Here is a 15,095-nt window from a genome sequence, read left to right as displayed (position 1 = left end):
GGGCGCGTGGGCGGCGGTGGCGGGATCGGTCGCGGTCACCAGGTCACCGGGAGTTCGCGGAGGCTGTAGACGATCGCGGTGTCGCGGAACTTCAGTTCCTCCACGCGTCCGGCGAGCTTCAGCGTGGGGATGCGGCGGGCCAGCGTTCCCAGCGCGACCTGGAGTTCCACGCGTGAGAGGAACTTGGCGATGCAGCTATGGATGCCGTGCCCGAAGGCCAGGGGCGTGCTGCCGGCGCGTGTGATGTCGAGCCGGTCGGCCTCGTGGTAGACGCTCTCGTCGCGGTCGGCGGAGGACAGCAGCACGATCAGGCCCTCGCCGGCGGTGATGTGCTGACCGCAGATCTCGGCGTCCTCGGTGGCGACGCGCCCCACGCCGCACTGCATGACGTTCTGGTAGCGCAGCAGTTCCTCTACGGCGCCGACGATGAGTTCGTCGGTGTTCTCACGGAGGCGGGCGAACTCCTCGGGGTGTTCCAGCAGCGCCAGCGTGGTCAGTGCGATGGAGCTTGCGGTGGTGTCGTAGCCGGCGGAGAGCAGCATCATGCCGGTGACGACGACCTCGTCGTGCCCGATCTCGCCGTCGCGCATCTGGTTGCCGGTGAGGCGGCCCAGAACGTCGTCGGTGGGTTCGCGTTCCTTGTCGGCGACGAGCTTGTGCATGTAGCGGAAGAGGGCTCCGGCCGCGGCGTCGCGCCGTGCCTGCGTGGTGCTGGTCTCGACGAGGGTGTTGATCCAGCGGCCGAAGGCGACGCGGTCCCGGTAGGGCACGCCGAGCAGTTCGCACACCACGGTCAGCGGCACGGGCCGGGCGAAGGCGGTCACCAGGTCAACGGGGCGGGGCCCGGCCAGCAGCCGGTCGATGCGTTCGTCGACCAGTTCCTGGATGCGCGGACGCATCGCCTCGGCCTGCTTCTTGGTGAAGTGGCTCATGATCATCCGCCGGTAGCGGGTGTGTTCCGGCGGGTCGACGGTGACGAACGCTCCGGGCTGCGGATCGACGGGGAAGAGGTAGCGGGGGTATCCGGGGTTGGCGACCTCGGCGCTGAAGCGCGGGTCGGACAGGACGGCGCGTACGTCCTCGTAGCGGGAGACGAGCCAGGCCACGTCGCCGCTGGGCGTGGTGACCTTCCGCACGGGCTGGTCACGGCGGAACCTGGCGTACTCCGGCGGCAGGTCCAGTGGCCGCTTGCGGTCCCGCGGCAGGGGGAACGGGCACTCCTGCGTCGCTGTGAGCCCTTCATGCATGTGCTGCGTCCCAACTTCTCCTCGTCGCGGGGCCGCCCGTCCGGGCGGGGCCCCTGCCGCTGTGGCCTCGGTCGCGGGGCCCGTTCAGCTACGGAAGCGGTTGATGGCCTCCAGGTGCCTGCTGCGTTTCGCCTCGTCGCGCACGCCGAGCCCCTCGCCGGGGGCGAGGGCGAGGACGCCGAGCTTTCCCTGGTGGACGTTGTTGCGGACGTCGAGCGCCGCCTGCGGCGCGTCCTGGAGGGGGTAGACACGGGAGAGCGTGGGGTGGATACGGCCGCGTGCGGCGAGCCGGTTGGCCTCCCACGCCTCGCGGTAGTTGGCGAAGTGCGAACCCACGATCCGCTTCAGCGACATCCACAGATAGCGGTTGTCGTAGGTGTGCTGATAGCCGCTGGTGGAGGCGCAGGTGACGATCGTGCCGCCCTTGCGCGTGACATAGACGCTGGCACCGAAGGTCTCGCGGCCGGGGTGCTCGAAGACGATGTCCGGGTCCTCGCCGCCGGTCAGTTCGCGTATGTGCTTGCCGAAACGTTTGAACTCCCGCGGGTTCTGGGTGTGTTCATCGCTCCAGAACCGGTAGTCCTCCCGCGACCTGTCGATGATCAGTTCTGCGCCCATGCGGCGGCAGATGTCGGCCTTCTCCGGGCTGGAGACGACGCACACGGGCCTGGCGCCCCCGTTGAGCGCGAGCTGCGTGGCGTACGAACCGAGTCCGCCGCTCGCGCCCCAGATCAGCACCGTGTCCCCCTGCTTCATGCCGGCGCCGTTGGCGGAGACGAGCTGCCGGTAGGCGGTGGAGTTGACCAGTCCCAGGCAGGCGGCCTCCTCCCAGGTGAGGTGGTCCGGCTTGGGCATGAGCTGGTTGGACTTGACGAGCGCGATCTCGGCGAGACCGCCGAAGTTGGTCTCGAAGCCCCAGATGCGCTGCTCGGGGTCGAGCATCGTGTCGTTGTGCCCGTCGGGCGATTCCAGCTCCACCGACAGGCAGTGCGCGACGACCTCGTCACCGGGCTGCCAGGCGTTGACGCCGGGCCCGGTGCGCAGCACCACGCCGGACAGGTCGGAGCCCAGCACGTGGTAGGGCAGGTCGTGCCGTGCGGCGAGCGGGGAGGTGCGGGCGTAGCGCTTGAGGAAGCCGAAGGTCGGCAGCGGCTCGAAGATGGACGACCAGACGGTGTTGTAGTTGATGGAGCTGGCCATCACCGCCACCAGCGCTTCGCCCGGGCCGAGTTCGGGTGTGGGCACCTGCTGGAGGTGGAGGGACTTGGTGGGGTCCCGGTCGCGTCCCTCGACGCCGTCGAACATGCCGGCGTCCTCCTCGCGGACGACGACGGCACGGTAGTCCTCGGGCAGGGGAAGGGACGCGACGTCGCGTGAGCCCGCCTCGCCGGAGCTGACGGCGCTGACGATCTCCTGAACAGTCATCGAGGAACCTCCTGGCACCGGCCGAGCGGGTAACCGTCCGTAGCGGTCACACCGTAGGTCGCGGGGTACTAGGGAATCTTCGAGACTTCGGGGCCCTCGGGGCCGTCGAGGCGGGGCGGCGGCGCGGAAGTCTAGGGATTCTAGGAGTTCATGACGGGGTCGACTGTGCAGGGACGCGTGCCCGCCGTCGTCGTGACCGGAGTGCCGAGTGCTGATCAGACTGCTGTATGCCTGCGTGCGGCCGTACCGCGGGAGGACGGTGCTCCTGCTGGTGCTGCAAGTCGTCCAGACCGTCGCCACGTTGATGCTTCCCACGCTCAACGCCGCGGTCGTCGACGAGGGCGTGGCGAAGGGCGACTCGGACTACATCGTGCGCACCGGCATGATCATGCTGGCGCTGGCGGCCGTCCAGATCGTGGGCGCGGGCATCGCCGCCGTGCTCTCCTCCCGCATCACGGCGGCACTGGGGCGTGATCTGCGCTCCAGGATCTTCCGGCACGTGATGCGCCTGTCGGCCACCGAGATGGCCCGGTTCGGCACGTCGTCCCTCAGTACGCGGACCGTGAACGACGTGGTGCAGATCCAGCGTCTGGCGCTGACGGTGGCGGACGTCGCAGTGTCGGCCGTGATCATGAGCGTGGGCGGTCTGCTGCTGGGGCTGTATCAGGACACGGGGCTGGGGCTGCTGCTGATCGGCCTGGTCGCGGTGATCGGCCTCTGCCTGTCGGTGCTGCTGCGGCGCCTGGGCCCGCCGTACGCGGCGATGCAGCGGTGCGTGGACATGCTGACCCGGCTGCTGCGCGAGCAGATCAGCGGAGTGCGGGTGATCCGGGCGTTCGTACGGGACGGCCACGAACGCAGACGCTTCGGCGAGGCCAACGACGAACTGTTCCGCGTCTCCCTGCGCGTCGGGCGCATCATGGCGACGATCCCCGTGACGCTCATGGTCTTCATGAACGTCCTCACGGTGGCGCTGGTGTGGTTCGCCGGGCTGCGCATCGAGGACGGCGCCATGCGACTCGGAGCGCTCAACGCGGTGCTGGGGTATCTGACGCTCATCATCATCTCCATCATCGTGGTGTCGTTCGTCTTCACGGAGGCGCCGCGAGCACGCGCCTCGGCCGCCCGCATCGAGGATGTCCTGCGCACTCCGACGAGCGTGCCCCAGCCCGAGATTCCCGTGGACCCGTGGATGACGACCGGTCATATCGACCTGCGCAGCGCCACGTTCGGCTATCCCGGGGCGCAGACTCCGGTCCTCAAGGACGTGGAGCTGAGCGCCGGCCCGGGCGAGACGGTCGCCGTGCTGGGGGGAACCGGCAGCGGCAAGACGACGCTTCTGAGCCTGGTACTGAGGCTCAACGACGTCACCAGCGGCTCCGTCTCCGTCTCCGGCGTGAACGTGCGGGAGATGGAGCCCGACGTCCTCGCCCGCAGCATCGGATTCGTACCGCAGCGTCCCTACCTCTTCTCCGGCACCGTCGCGAGCAACCTGCGCTACGGCAATCCGCGGGCCACGGACGAGGAGTTGTGGCACGCGCTCGACGTGGCGCAGGGCACCGAGTTCGTCGAGCGCATGGCCGACGGCCTCGACTCCCCCATCTCGCAGGGCGGTTCGAACATCTCCGGCGGCCAGCGGCAGCGGCTGGCCATCGCACGCGCGGTGCTGGGCCGTCCGCTGATCTATCTCCTGGACGACTGCTTCTCCGCCCTCGACCAGGGCACCGAGGCCGCGCTGCGGGCCGCTTTGGAGAAGGAACTGGCAGCGGCCACCGTGCTGCTGGTCACCCAGCGCATCGGGTCCGTGCAGGGGGCCGACCGCATCGTCGTGCTCGACGGCGGACGCGTCGTGGGGACCGGCACACACGAGGAGTTGCTGCGCGGCAGCGCCACGTATCAGGAGATGGCCGCGTCGCAGTCGGCCCCTTGGGAGGTGCCCGGTGCGCTCGCCGATGCTTGACTGGTTCTCGTCACCGATCTTCCAGTGGGAGGGAACGGGCAGACACCGGCGGCCCAAGCAGAAGTGGCACGAGCGGTACGGGTTCTCCTCGCGGCCGGGAGAACGCGGAGTGGTGCGGCGCATGGCGGAGCGGCTGCGTCCGCAGAGGCGCAGCTTCGTCCTCATGGCGGTGCTCGGCGTGGGCTCGGTCTTCCTGAACCTGCTGGGCCCCGGACTTCTCGGCTACGCCACCGACTTGATCTTCGCCGGGCTCGTCAGCAAGGACCTGCCCGCGGGTTCCGGCAAAGAAGACGTCATCGCGCGGCTGAGGGAGCAGGACAAGGACACCCTCGCCGACGTGCTGACGACCGTCGACGTCGTGCCCGGGCAGGGCATCGACTTCGACCGGCTGGGCCTGGTGCTGCTGCTGATCCTCGCGCTGTATGTGGTGGGTTCCGTGTGCATGCTGGTGCAGGGCCGCATGGTGGCGCTGGTCGTCCAGCGCACCGTACGCGACCTGAGGGAGCAGGTGGAGCACAAGTTGACGCGGCTGCCCGTGAGTTACTTCGACAGCCGTTCGAAGGGCGAGATCCTCAGCCGGGTCACCAACGACGTCGACAACCTTCAGCTGACGCTTCAGCAGGTGCTCGGCCAGATGATCAACTCGGTGCTGTCGGTGTCGGGCGTGGTGGTGATGATGCTCGTCATCTCCTGGGAGCTCGCGCTGATCGTGCTGGTGAGCGTGCCCGTGTCCGTGCTGCTGGCGGTCAGGCTCGGGCGGCGCGCCCAGCCGCGTTTCGCCGAGCAGTGGCAGGTGACCGAGAACCTCAACTCGCACGTGGAGGAGATGTACACGGGCCACGCCGTCATCACCGGCTTCGGCCGGCGCGACGTGGCCGAGCGCCTCTTCGACGAGCACAACGACGCCCTGTACTCCGCCGCTTCGCGTGCGCAGGCGACCTCCGGACTGATCGGCCCGGCCACTCGGTTCGTCACAGACCTCAACTATGTGCTGGTGGCGATGGTCGGTGCGCTGCGTGTGGCGTCCGGCACGGTCTCCATCGGCGACGTGCAGGCGTTCGTGCAGTACTCCGGGATGTTCAGCAGGCCGCTGATCGACATGGCGAGCTTCTCCGGGCAGCTCCAGTCGGGGCTGGCCTCCATGGAGCGCGTCTTCGACCTGCTGGAGACGGAGGAACAGCGGCCCGACCCGGAGCGCTCCTCTGAGCCCCACGAGGTCAAGGGACACGTGGAGTTCGAGAACGTCTCCTTCCGCTACCTGCCCGCCACCCCGCTCATCGAAGACCTCACGCTGACGGTGGAGCCGGGACGGCTCGTCGCCGTCGTCGGCAAGACCGGCGCCGGCAAGACGACCCTGGGCAACCTGCTGACCCGCTTCTACGACATCGACGGCGGCCGCATCCTCCTGGACGGCCGGGACATCACATCGATGCACCGGGAGGAGCTGCGCGCGGGAATCGGCCTGGTGCCGCAGGACACCTGGGTCTTCGGCGGCACCATCGCGGAGAACATCGCCTATGGACGTCCGGGCGCCACCCGTGAGCAGATCGAGGAGGCAGCGAGGGCGACGTGCGTGGACAGGTTCGTGCGCGCCATGCCGGACGGGTACGAGACGAGGCTCAACGACGACGCGTCGGCCGTCAGCGCCGGCGAGAAGCAACTCATCACCCTCGCAAGGGCGTTCTTGTCCGATCCGGCGATCCTGATGCTGGACGAGGCGACCAGTTCGGTGGACTCCCGCACGGAGGCCGCGATTCACGAGGCGATGAACTCGCTGCGGGCGAACCGGACGAGTTTCGTCATCGCGCACCGTCTCTCCACGATCCGCGACGCCGACATGATCGTGGTGATGGACTCCGGCCGGATCGTCGAACGGGGCACCCACGACGAGCTGGTGGGGGCAGGCGGCCGCTACGCGCAGCTCTACTCGGGGGCCGGCGAGGGGCAGGGCTCCGGGGCGGCGGAGGTGCGGGCCAAAGTGCCGGCGGCGCGCACCGCGCCCGACGGAGCCCGGGAGGATGCCGCGGCCGGCGGGAAGGACGCGTAGTGGCCCGCCGGGCCGGCACCGGCCGGGTGCGCCCGGCTCACGGCTCCGGCCCGAACACGGCGCGTGCGAGGAGAAGTCCGGGCGTCAGCGGGTCACCAGACACCCGCCGGCAGCATGTCGAGGTAGTCGCGTTCGCGGGAGACGTGCTGCAGGTCGGACTCGGTCATCGTCCGCATGAGGTCGGGGAATTCCATGGTGGGCTCCCAGCCCAGTTCGGTGCGGGCACGGGTGGAATCGGCGCAGAGGATCTCCACCTCCGCGGGCCGCACCAGGGCGGGGTCGACCACCACGTGGTCCTGCCAGTCCAGCCCCACGTGCTCGAACGCGATGCGCACGGCGTCGCGCACGGAGTGCATCGCGCCTGTGCCCACCACGTAGTCGGTGGGCTCGTCGCCCTTGAGCATGAGGTGCATGGCCCGCACGTAGTCGCCGGCGAAACCCCAGTCGCGCACCGCGTCGAGGTTGCCCAGGTGCAGCTTCTCGTCGATGCCGAGCTTGATGCGCGCGACGCCGAGGGAGATTTTACGGGTGACGAACTCGGCGCCGCGTCGCGGCGATTCGTGGTTGAAGAGAGTGCCCGAGACCGCGTACATCCCGAAGGACTCGCGGTAGTTGCGGGTGATGTAGTGCCCGAAGGCCTTGGCCACGCCGTAGGGGCTGCGCGGGTGGAAGGTGGTGTTCTCGTTCTGCGGCGTTTCGGCCGCCTTGCCGAACATCTCCGACGAGGACGCCTGATAGAAGCGGATCTGCGCGGAACCGGGGTGACGTGAGCTGTTGAGGCCGCTGACGATGCGGATCGCCTCCAGCATCCGCAGTACGCCCGTGGCGTTGATCTCGGTGACGAGCTCGGCCTGCTGCCAGGACATGGGGACGAAGGAGACGGCGCCGAGGTTGTAGACCTCGTCGGGCTGCACCGTCTCCACGGCGGCGACGAGGCTTCCCTGGTCCAGCAGGTCGCCGTCCACGAAGGACAGTTCGGACATCAGTCTGGCCACCCGCGACTTGCGCGGATTGGCCTGGCCCCGTATGAGCCCCCAGACCTGGTAACCCTGGGAGAGCAGGTGCTCGGCCAGGTACGAGCCGTCCTGTCCGGTGATTCCGGTGATCAGTGCGCGTCTGGGCATTGCCTTCTTCCTCTCTTCACCGCGGACGGCCCGGGGGTGGGGCCTCGCGTCGTACGGTCACGGGGCCCTGTCGAGGGCATCGGGCCCTTCGCCGGCCGTCTGCAGGACGCCGGCCCGGGGCCAGGTCAGTCGGAAGTGGCCACCGCGGAGGGCCTCCAGGCGGATTCCGCCCGTGGCCGACGCAGCCGTGCTTCCGCCTCTTCGATTCCGGTGCGGGGGTCGCCGTCGCCGGTGAGCACCGCGGTCGGGCGCTGCGGCGGCCCCCGGGGCGAGCGGCGGGTATCTCCGGCCGTGCGGCGGCCGGCGGTGAGGACGGGCTGCAGCGTGCGCATCGTCTCCCCGCCCTCGTTCAGGAGGAGCGGGAGCCGATGCTCTGGAGGAGGCGCACGCACCTCCTCCAACAGGCCCGAGCGGCAGGTTCGTTCGGGCGCGTCCTCACGGGGGGTGTGCGGGGTGCCCTGGCTCGTACCGCTGCTCGGAGGAGCGTTCTCCTCGGGGCGCGAAAGCACGTACCGCCTGGAAGGAGACGGCGGCCCCGGTCCTGTGCCCGGGGGAGGGCGACGGCCCGGGCTCCGCCTCGTGCCACGTCGCTGCGCCCGCCTTGCGTGAGGCGGGGCTCGGGACGCGGGCGACGGGCTTCCGGGAGCGACGGCGGTCCTTCCGCCGCAAGCAGCGTGCGGCCGGCGCCCCGGCCCGCCGGCCTGCGTTCTCCGCGACAGGGGCGGACCACGTCGCGGGGCCGCACGGGACGTGCGAAAGGGACACCGTACGCGGCGAGTTCGCGGCGGGCCGCAGGAAACGGCCGGGCCGCAGTGCTGCGCCGGCTTCCGCCGCGGCATCTCCCTCCGCGGATCCGGCACCGGAGGAGATGCCGGTCTCTGTGTTCGCCGTGGACTTCGCCATGAGTCGCACGTCCTTTCCCCTGGCCGGGCTCAGTGAAGCAGCGGCCTTGTTGAGGAAGTCCCTAGAATCACGGTCCGCACCGGCCGTTTCCGGCAGGGGCGGCCGGACGGCCCGCTCCGGTATGCGGAGGCGTGGCGGCAGGCAGCGCGCGGGAGTTCACACCGCTGCCGGTGCGGGAGCCGCGTGCAGGGTGAAGCCCGTACCGGTCTTCCTTCCGAGGTGTCCGTCCGCGACGAGCTTCTCCAGCGTGGCGGCCGGCACGGTCGCAGGCTGCGGCACGGACTCGTTCAGCCTGCGCAGGATCGCCAGCGACACGTCGAGGCCGACGGAGTCCAGCAGTGCGAACGGACCCATCGGGTGGCGGAAGCCGGCCGTGACGGCCTCGTCGATGTCGCCGACGGACAGCCCGGTGCGCTCCAGGGTGCGGACGGCCTGGTTGAGGAAGGGGAAGAGCAGCGCGTTGACGATGAAACCCGTCCGGTCGGTGCACTCCACCGCGCTCTTGCCCAGTTCCGCGGTCAGGGCGTGCGCCGCGGCGAGCACGTCGGGGTCGGTGTCGTCGGTGCGTACGAGTTCGACCAGGCGCATCGCGGGCGCCGGGTTGAAGAAGTGCAGCCCGAGAACCCGGGAGGGCCGGTTCGTGGCCCGCGCGCACCCGTCCACGGAGAGACTGGAGGTGACGGTCGCGAGCACCGCCTCCGGTTTCGCCACGGCGTCCATGGCACGCAGGACCGTGTGTTTGACGTCGGTGTCCTCGGCGACGGCCTCGATCAGCAGGTCGCTGCCGGCCAGTTGGGCACGGTCGTCCGTCGCGTTGATGCAGCCGAGCACGGCGATCCGTTCGCACTCGCTGATGCGTCCGCGCTTCTCGGCCCGTGCGAGGGAGCGGTCCACCGCGTCGAAGGCGGCGCTCGCCCGCGTCTCGTCCCGCGCGACGAGCGTGACGGGCACGCCTGCGCGGGCGACGGCCTCCGCGATGCCGCGTGCCATGGTGCCGGAGCCGACGACGCCGACTGAGGTGAAGCGGCGATGGGGCAGCCGTGCACCGTCGTCCCCGGCCGCGGCGGTGGAAGCCGCGGCGTACGGAGCGTGGTGCCGCTCCGGTACGAGGACTTCGCCGCCGTCCCAGCGGTGGAAGCCGTCGCCCGTCCTGCGTCCGAGGCTGCCCCTCGCGACGAGTCCGTCCAGGAGCGGCGCCGGCTCGAAGGCGTCGTCGCCGGTGCGTGCATGCAGGGCGCGCAGGGTGTCGCGGACCGTGTCGAGGCCGATGACGTCGACCAGTTGAAGGGGACCGTAGGGCAGTCCGCAGCCCAGCCGCATGGCGGTGTCGACGTCCTCGGCGGAGGCGTACCCCTCCTCCACCATGGCGACGGCGCTGTTGAGGTATCCGTAGACCAGTTCGGCGGCGGCCCGGCCCGCGCCGTCGGGAAGCGTCACGACCTCGCTGCCGACTGCCTCCAGGACGCCGCGCGCCAGCGTCAGCGCCTCGGGCGAAGTCCGCGCCGTACCTGTCAGTTCGACTTTCGTGCCGTGCGGCGGAGGAAGACAGGCCCGCAGGCCCAGCAGCCGGTCGGGCCGCCCCGACACGGCGGCGAGCTGCTCGACCGGCAGAGCGGCGCACGCGGTCACAACGACCGTCGACGACGGACATGCCGCGTCGACGGCGCGCAGCGCGGCCTCCTTCGCGGCGGGCTCCTCCGGCCCCGCCTCGATGACGAGGTCTGCGCCCTTCAGGTCAGCCGGTTCGGTGCCACAGCTCAGACGCGACTCCCCCACGCTGCGGCGCAGCCGCTCCACCGCGCCGGCGTCCCGGTCTACGGCCACCACCCCGGGCCCGGAACCGTCGGCGAGCACCGCCCGCACGATCCCCTCCCCCAGTGAGCCGAGACCCAGCACGCCGATCACAAGTGCCCGATCGTCCTTGTGCGTCCGACCGTTCATGCGGCCGTCTCCTCTCCGCCTGTCGGCGCCGACAGGAACCCGTGGAGCACATGGTCACGGATGGGGCACTAGTGAACTCCCCCGAATCGGCGCCCGCCGTACACACGACGGGACTCAAGGCAGCCGCAGCCGGGCGGCACGCGGTGCAGTCGGGCAGCCCGGGCCCCCGCGAGGGAGCCGCCCCGGCACGGTCCCGGGAGGGGCAGCGCTCCGGGGCGCGTACGGCGAGCCGGCTTTGAAGGGTGCTGCCGCGTGCCGCCGGACTCTTCTCCGACGCACACGGCACGCACCCCTCGTCGCCGTCCCTTGTCGCGCCCTTCCTCGCCGCGCCTCGCCCGGGGGCTACCGGACTCCGGTCAGGACAGCCCCAGTTCGTTGTCGAGGAGATCGAACATCTCGTCGTCCGACGCCGATTCAAGGTCCACGTCCCCGTCGTCGGCACCCCGGCCGTCCTCACGCAGCGACGCCCAGCGGGTCCTCAGCACCTCCAGCCGGCCGGCGACCTGCTTGTGCGTCTGCGCGTCGACGGTCAGTCCTCCCAACGTCCGCTCCAGCCGGTCCAGTTCGCCCAGGAGGGCAGCCGCCTCCGAGGAGTCCTCCGATCCGCCCGGGAAAAGCGTGTCCTGAAGGAAGCCGACCAGCTCGACCGGCGTCGGATAGTCGAAGACGAGAGTCGCCGGCAGCCGCACCCCGGTGGCGGACGTCAGCCGGTTACGCAGCTCGACGGCCGTCAGCGAGTCGAAGCCCAACTCCTGGAACTGGCGGTCCGGTTCGATCTCGTCAGCGTTGGCGTAGCCGAGGACCTCGGCGACCTGACCGCAGACGAGCTGCGTCATCGCCTCGCGCCGGTCGGCGCCGCTCAGCGGCGTCAGCCGCTGCACGAACGAGTCGGCGGTCTCCGCTCCGGCCACGGCGCGGCGTGTACGGGTACGGATCAACCCCCGCAGCAGCGGCGGCACTTCACCCCGCGACTTCAGCACCGGCAGATCCAGACGCACCGGCACCAGCGCAGCCGCGTCGGCCGTCAGCGCCGCGTCGAACAACTCCAGACCCTCATCCGTGTCCAGAGGGGGCATGCCCGACCGCGCCAGACGTTCGGCATCGGCCTCGTCAAGCATGCCCTCCTGCGCCCACGCACCCCACGCCAACGACACAGCAGCCAGGCCGAGTTCACGGCGGTGCAGCGCGAGCGCGTCAAGGAACGCGTTCGCCGCCGCGTAATTGCCCTGACCCGCATTACCGAACACACCGGCCGCCGACGAGAACAGCACGAACGCCGACAGGTTCATATCGCGACTCAGCTCGTGCAGATTCCACGCCGCGTCCACCTTCGGACGCAGCACGGCATCGACACGCTCCGCCGTCAGCGACTCCACGACACCGTCGTCCAGGACGCCCGCAGCGTGCACGACAGCACCGATCGCGTGTTGCGCGACGAGATCCGACAGCGCCTCCCGGTCCGCCACGTCACACGCGGCGATCTCGGCCTGTGCGCCCAACTCGGTGAGCTCGGCTACCAGTTCATCCGCACCCTCAGCCTCACGGCCACGGCGGGATACGAGCAACAGATCCCGCACACCATGCTCCGAGACCAGATGCCGCGCCACCAGCGCACCCAGACCACCCGTACCACCAGTGACCAACACACAGCCCTCGACCCCGCCCCAGACGACCTGCCGGTCATCCAGCGAGACCCGGTTGAGGCGTCCGGCCATGACCTCGCCGCCGATGAGGACGAGTTGCGGCTCGTCGATGCCCAGCGCAAGCGGCACCATGATCGAGGACGGGCTGGAAGCGTCGACGTCCAGCAACGCGAAGCGGCCCGGGTGTTCCGACTGCGCCGAACGCACCAGACCCCACACCGCGGCAGCCGCCGGATCCTCACCCGTCACGGCACCGCGGGTGGCGAAGACCAGCCGGGAGTGCGCGAACCGTTCGTCGCCCACCCACTGGTGGATCATCTCCAGCACCTGCGAAGTGAGCGCGTGCGCCGACCTGGCCGTGTCCTCGCCGTCTTCCGCGACCAGTCCCGGCACGAGCACCAGGCCCGGCACCGTGCCCTCGCCGACGGCAGCGAGATCCGGCCGCTCCTCCGCCGGGACATTCGCGTCGTGCAGGGCCTCGACCACGTCCAGCCTGTCCGGGCCGATCACGGCGACCGTCTCGTCGGGTGCGGTGCCCGGCGCCATGATCGGCGTCCACTCCAGCGAGAACAGCGCATCGCGGACCGTACTCGTCCGCGTGCCGAACTGGTCCGCGGAGACGGGGCGCGTCACCAGGGACTCCACCGTGGCCACAGGGCTGCCGGACGGGTCGGCCAGGGCGATGCTCATGGCACCGCTGCCGGTCCTGGACAGCCGCACTCGCAGCGCGGTCGCTCCCGACGCGTGCAGCGTGACCCCTTCCCACGCGAACGGCAGACCTGCCGCCCCGGACGGTACGTCGCCGCTGTCGACGTCGCCGTCGTCCTTACCTCCGAGCAGCGCTACATGCAGCGCGGCGTCGAGGAGTGCGGGGTGCAGGCCGAAGTCCCGCACCGAGGTGTCCTCGGGCAGGGTCACCTCGGCGAACAGTTCGCCGTCCTTGCCGCGCCAGGCCGCCGTCAGCCCCTGGAAGACCGGCCCGTAGTCGAAGCCGGCACCGGCGAACCGCTCATAGCAGCCTGCTAGTTCGACCGCTTCCGCGCCCGCAGGGGGCCAGGCCGCGCCTTCCTGCTCGGCGTCTGCGGGTTCCCCCTCGGCCAGGACGCCGCTCGCGTGCTCGGCCCAGGGGACCACCTCCCCTTCGGTCTCGGGCCGTGCGTAGACGGCGAGTTGGCGCCGCCCCGCATCGTCCGGGGCTCCCACGGAAACCTGGATCTGCACGCCGCCCTGCTCGGGGACGACGAGGGGTGCGGCCATGGTCAGGTCCTCGACGCGGTCGCAGCCGACCTCGTCGCCGGCCCGCATCGCCAGCTCGACCAGTGCCGCAGCGGGCACCAGGATCTGCCCCATGACGACGTGATCCGCAAGCCACGGATGCGTCCGCAGCGACAACCGACTGGTGAACAGAGTCCCTTCCGAGCCGGCCAGTTCGAGGGCGGCACCGAGCAGCGGGTGCTCCACCGAACCGAGACCGGCGGCGCGTACGTCCCCGGGCCGCGTCGAGACCGCCGGCCAGAAGCGCTGGTGCTGGAAGGCGTAGGTGGGCAGATCGATCCGCCGGGCGCCCGTGCCGTCGAAGAGTCGCTGCCACTCAACAGGCACGCCGTTCACATGGAGACGCCCCAACGCCCCGAGTACAGCGGCTTCTTCGCCGCGGTCCTTGCGCAGGAGAGGCACGGTCGTGGCGTCGGGTGCGATCGCGGCTGTCATGGCGGACAGCACACCGTCCGGACCCAACTCCACAAACACCGACACATCTTGCTGAGCGAGCCATTCGACGCTGTCGCCGAAGCGCACCGTCTCCCGGACGTGCTCCACCCAGTACTCGGGCGTCGAAATATCGCCCCACGCCGCCACCGGGATGCTGGGCGCCTCGAAGGTCAGGTTCTGGATCGCGGTGCGGAAGTCCTCCAGCATCGGCTCCATCAGCGGCGAATGGAACGCGTGCGAAACCCGGAGCCTCCGCGTGCGATGACCTTCCGCCTCGAAGTGGGCGGAGATCGCCTCGACTTCACTCTCCACACCAGCGACCACTACCGAGGTCGGCCCGTTGACCGCCGCCAGCGACACACCCTCCGTCAGCAACGGAACGACCTCGGCCTCGGCCGCCTCCACCGCGACCATCGCCCCACCCTCCGGCAGGGCCTCCATCAACCGCGCCCGTGCCGACACCAGCCGACAGGCATCCTCCAGAGAGAAGACTCCAGCGACATGTGCGGCCGCGATCTCGCCGATGGAGTGCCCGGCCAGGTAGTCGGGTTCGATGCCCCACGAAGCAGCGAGCCGGAACAGCGCCACCTCTATCGCGAACAGAGCAGGCTGCGCCCACCCCGTACGGTTCAGCAGCCCCTCATCCCCGCCCCACATGACCTCCCGCACCTGCGGATCCAGGTGAGCCAGCACCGCATCGAGGGCTTCGGCGAAGACAGGGAACCGGTCGTACAACTCCCGGCCCATACCCAGACGTTGACTGCCCTGGCCCGAGAAGACCACCGCCAGTTCCCCCGGGTCGGACGACGCGACGCCCCGCGCCGCTTCGACGACACCCTCGTCCGAAGCCAGCAACACCGCACGATGCTCGAACACCGACCGCGAGGTCACCAGGGACAGTCCCACATCCACCGGATGGGACTCACCCGGCAGCGAACGCAACCGCTCGATCTGCCCGTCCAGCCCGGCAGCCGACTTCGCCGACACCAGCCACGGCACCACGTCCGGCACCACAGCGGACGGCTGCTCCACCCCATCAGCAGCAGAAGTCACCGACGCTTCGGGCTGTTCGAGGATGAGGTGGGCGTTGGTGCC

At 70.2% G+C, this 15,095-nt stretch carries 7 protein-coding genes; 2 read left to right on the top strand and 5 right to left on the bottom strand.

Annotated elements, in window-relative coordinates; genetic code table 11:
- Window positions 1-35 precede the first annotated feature (35 nt).
- The gene (locus AN218_RS03500; RefSeq protein WP_070015146.1) at window positions 36-1,247 is read right to left on the bottom strand and encodes a cytochrome P450; all 1,212 of its coding nucleotides are present in this window, start codon (window positions 1,245-1,247) and stop codon (window positions 36-38) included.
- Between the two features lie 84 nt (window positions 1,248-1,331).
- Entirely contained in the window at window positions 1,332-2,672 is a 1,341-nt protein-coding gene (ccrA, locus tag AN218_RS03495) for a crotonyl-CoA carboxylase/reductase (RefSeq protein ID WP_070015145.1), read from the bottom strand.
- A gap of 208 nt (window positions 2,673-2,880) precedes the next feature.
- On the opposite strand from ccrA, the gene AN218_RS03490 reads away from it, so the two are divergent.
- On the top strand, window positions 2,881-4,632 hold the full coding sequence (locus AN218_RS03490) for an ABC transporter ATP-binding protein (protein WP_070015144.1): 1,752 nt from the start codon (window positions 2,881-2,883) through the stop codon (window positions 4,630-4,632).
- A 121-nt stretch (window positions 4,633-4,753) separates the two neighbouring features.
- The gene (locus AN218_RS03485) at window positions 4,754-6,679 is read left to right on the top strand and encodes an ABC transporter ATP-binding protein (protein WP_216311715.1); all 1,926 of its coding nucleotides are present in this window, start codon (window positions 4,754-4,756) and stop codon (window positions 6,677-6,679) included.
- Window positions 6,680-6,771: 92 nt separating this feature from the next.
- Here AN218_RS03485 and AN218_RS03480 read toward each other — a convergent pair whose 3' ends face one another.
- From AN218_RS03480 to AN218_RS03465, 3 genes are all read right to left on the bottom strand, one after another.
- On the bottom strand, window positions 6,772-7,803 hold the full coding sequence (locus AN218_RS03480; RefSeq protein WP_070015142.1) for a GDP-mannose 4,6-dehydratase: 1,032 nt from the start codon (window positions 7,801-7,803) through the stop codon (window positions 6,772-6,774).
- Window positions 7,804-8,862: 1,059 nt separating this feature from the next.
- Window positions 8,863-10,647, bottom strand: coding sequence for a 3-hydroxyacyl-CoA dehydrogenase family protein (locus AN218_RS03470; protein ID WP_070015140.1), 1,785 nt, complete (start codon window positions 10,645-10,647; stop codon window positions 8,863-8,865).
- 356 nt (window positions 10,648-11,003) lie between these two features.
- The coding region (locus AN218_RS03465) for a type I polyketide synthase (protein WP_141747422.1) at window positions 11,004-15,095 on the bottom strand (4,092 nt) is incomplete at its 5' end.

This window comes from Streptomyces nanshensis (assembly GCF_001751255.1).
Lineage (GTDB): Bacteria > Actinomycetota > Actinomycetes > Streptomycetales > Streptomycetaceae > Streptomyces > Streptomyces nanshensis_A.
The sequence above is the reverse complement of the archived record's forward strand: the minus strand, read 5'-3'. Positions and strand labels throughout refer to the sequence as shown.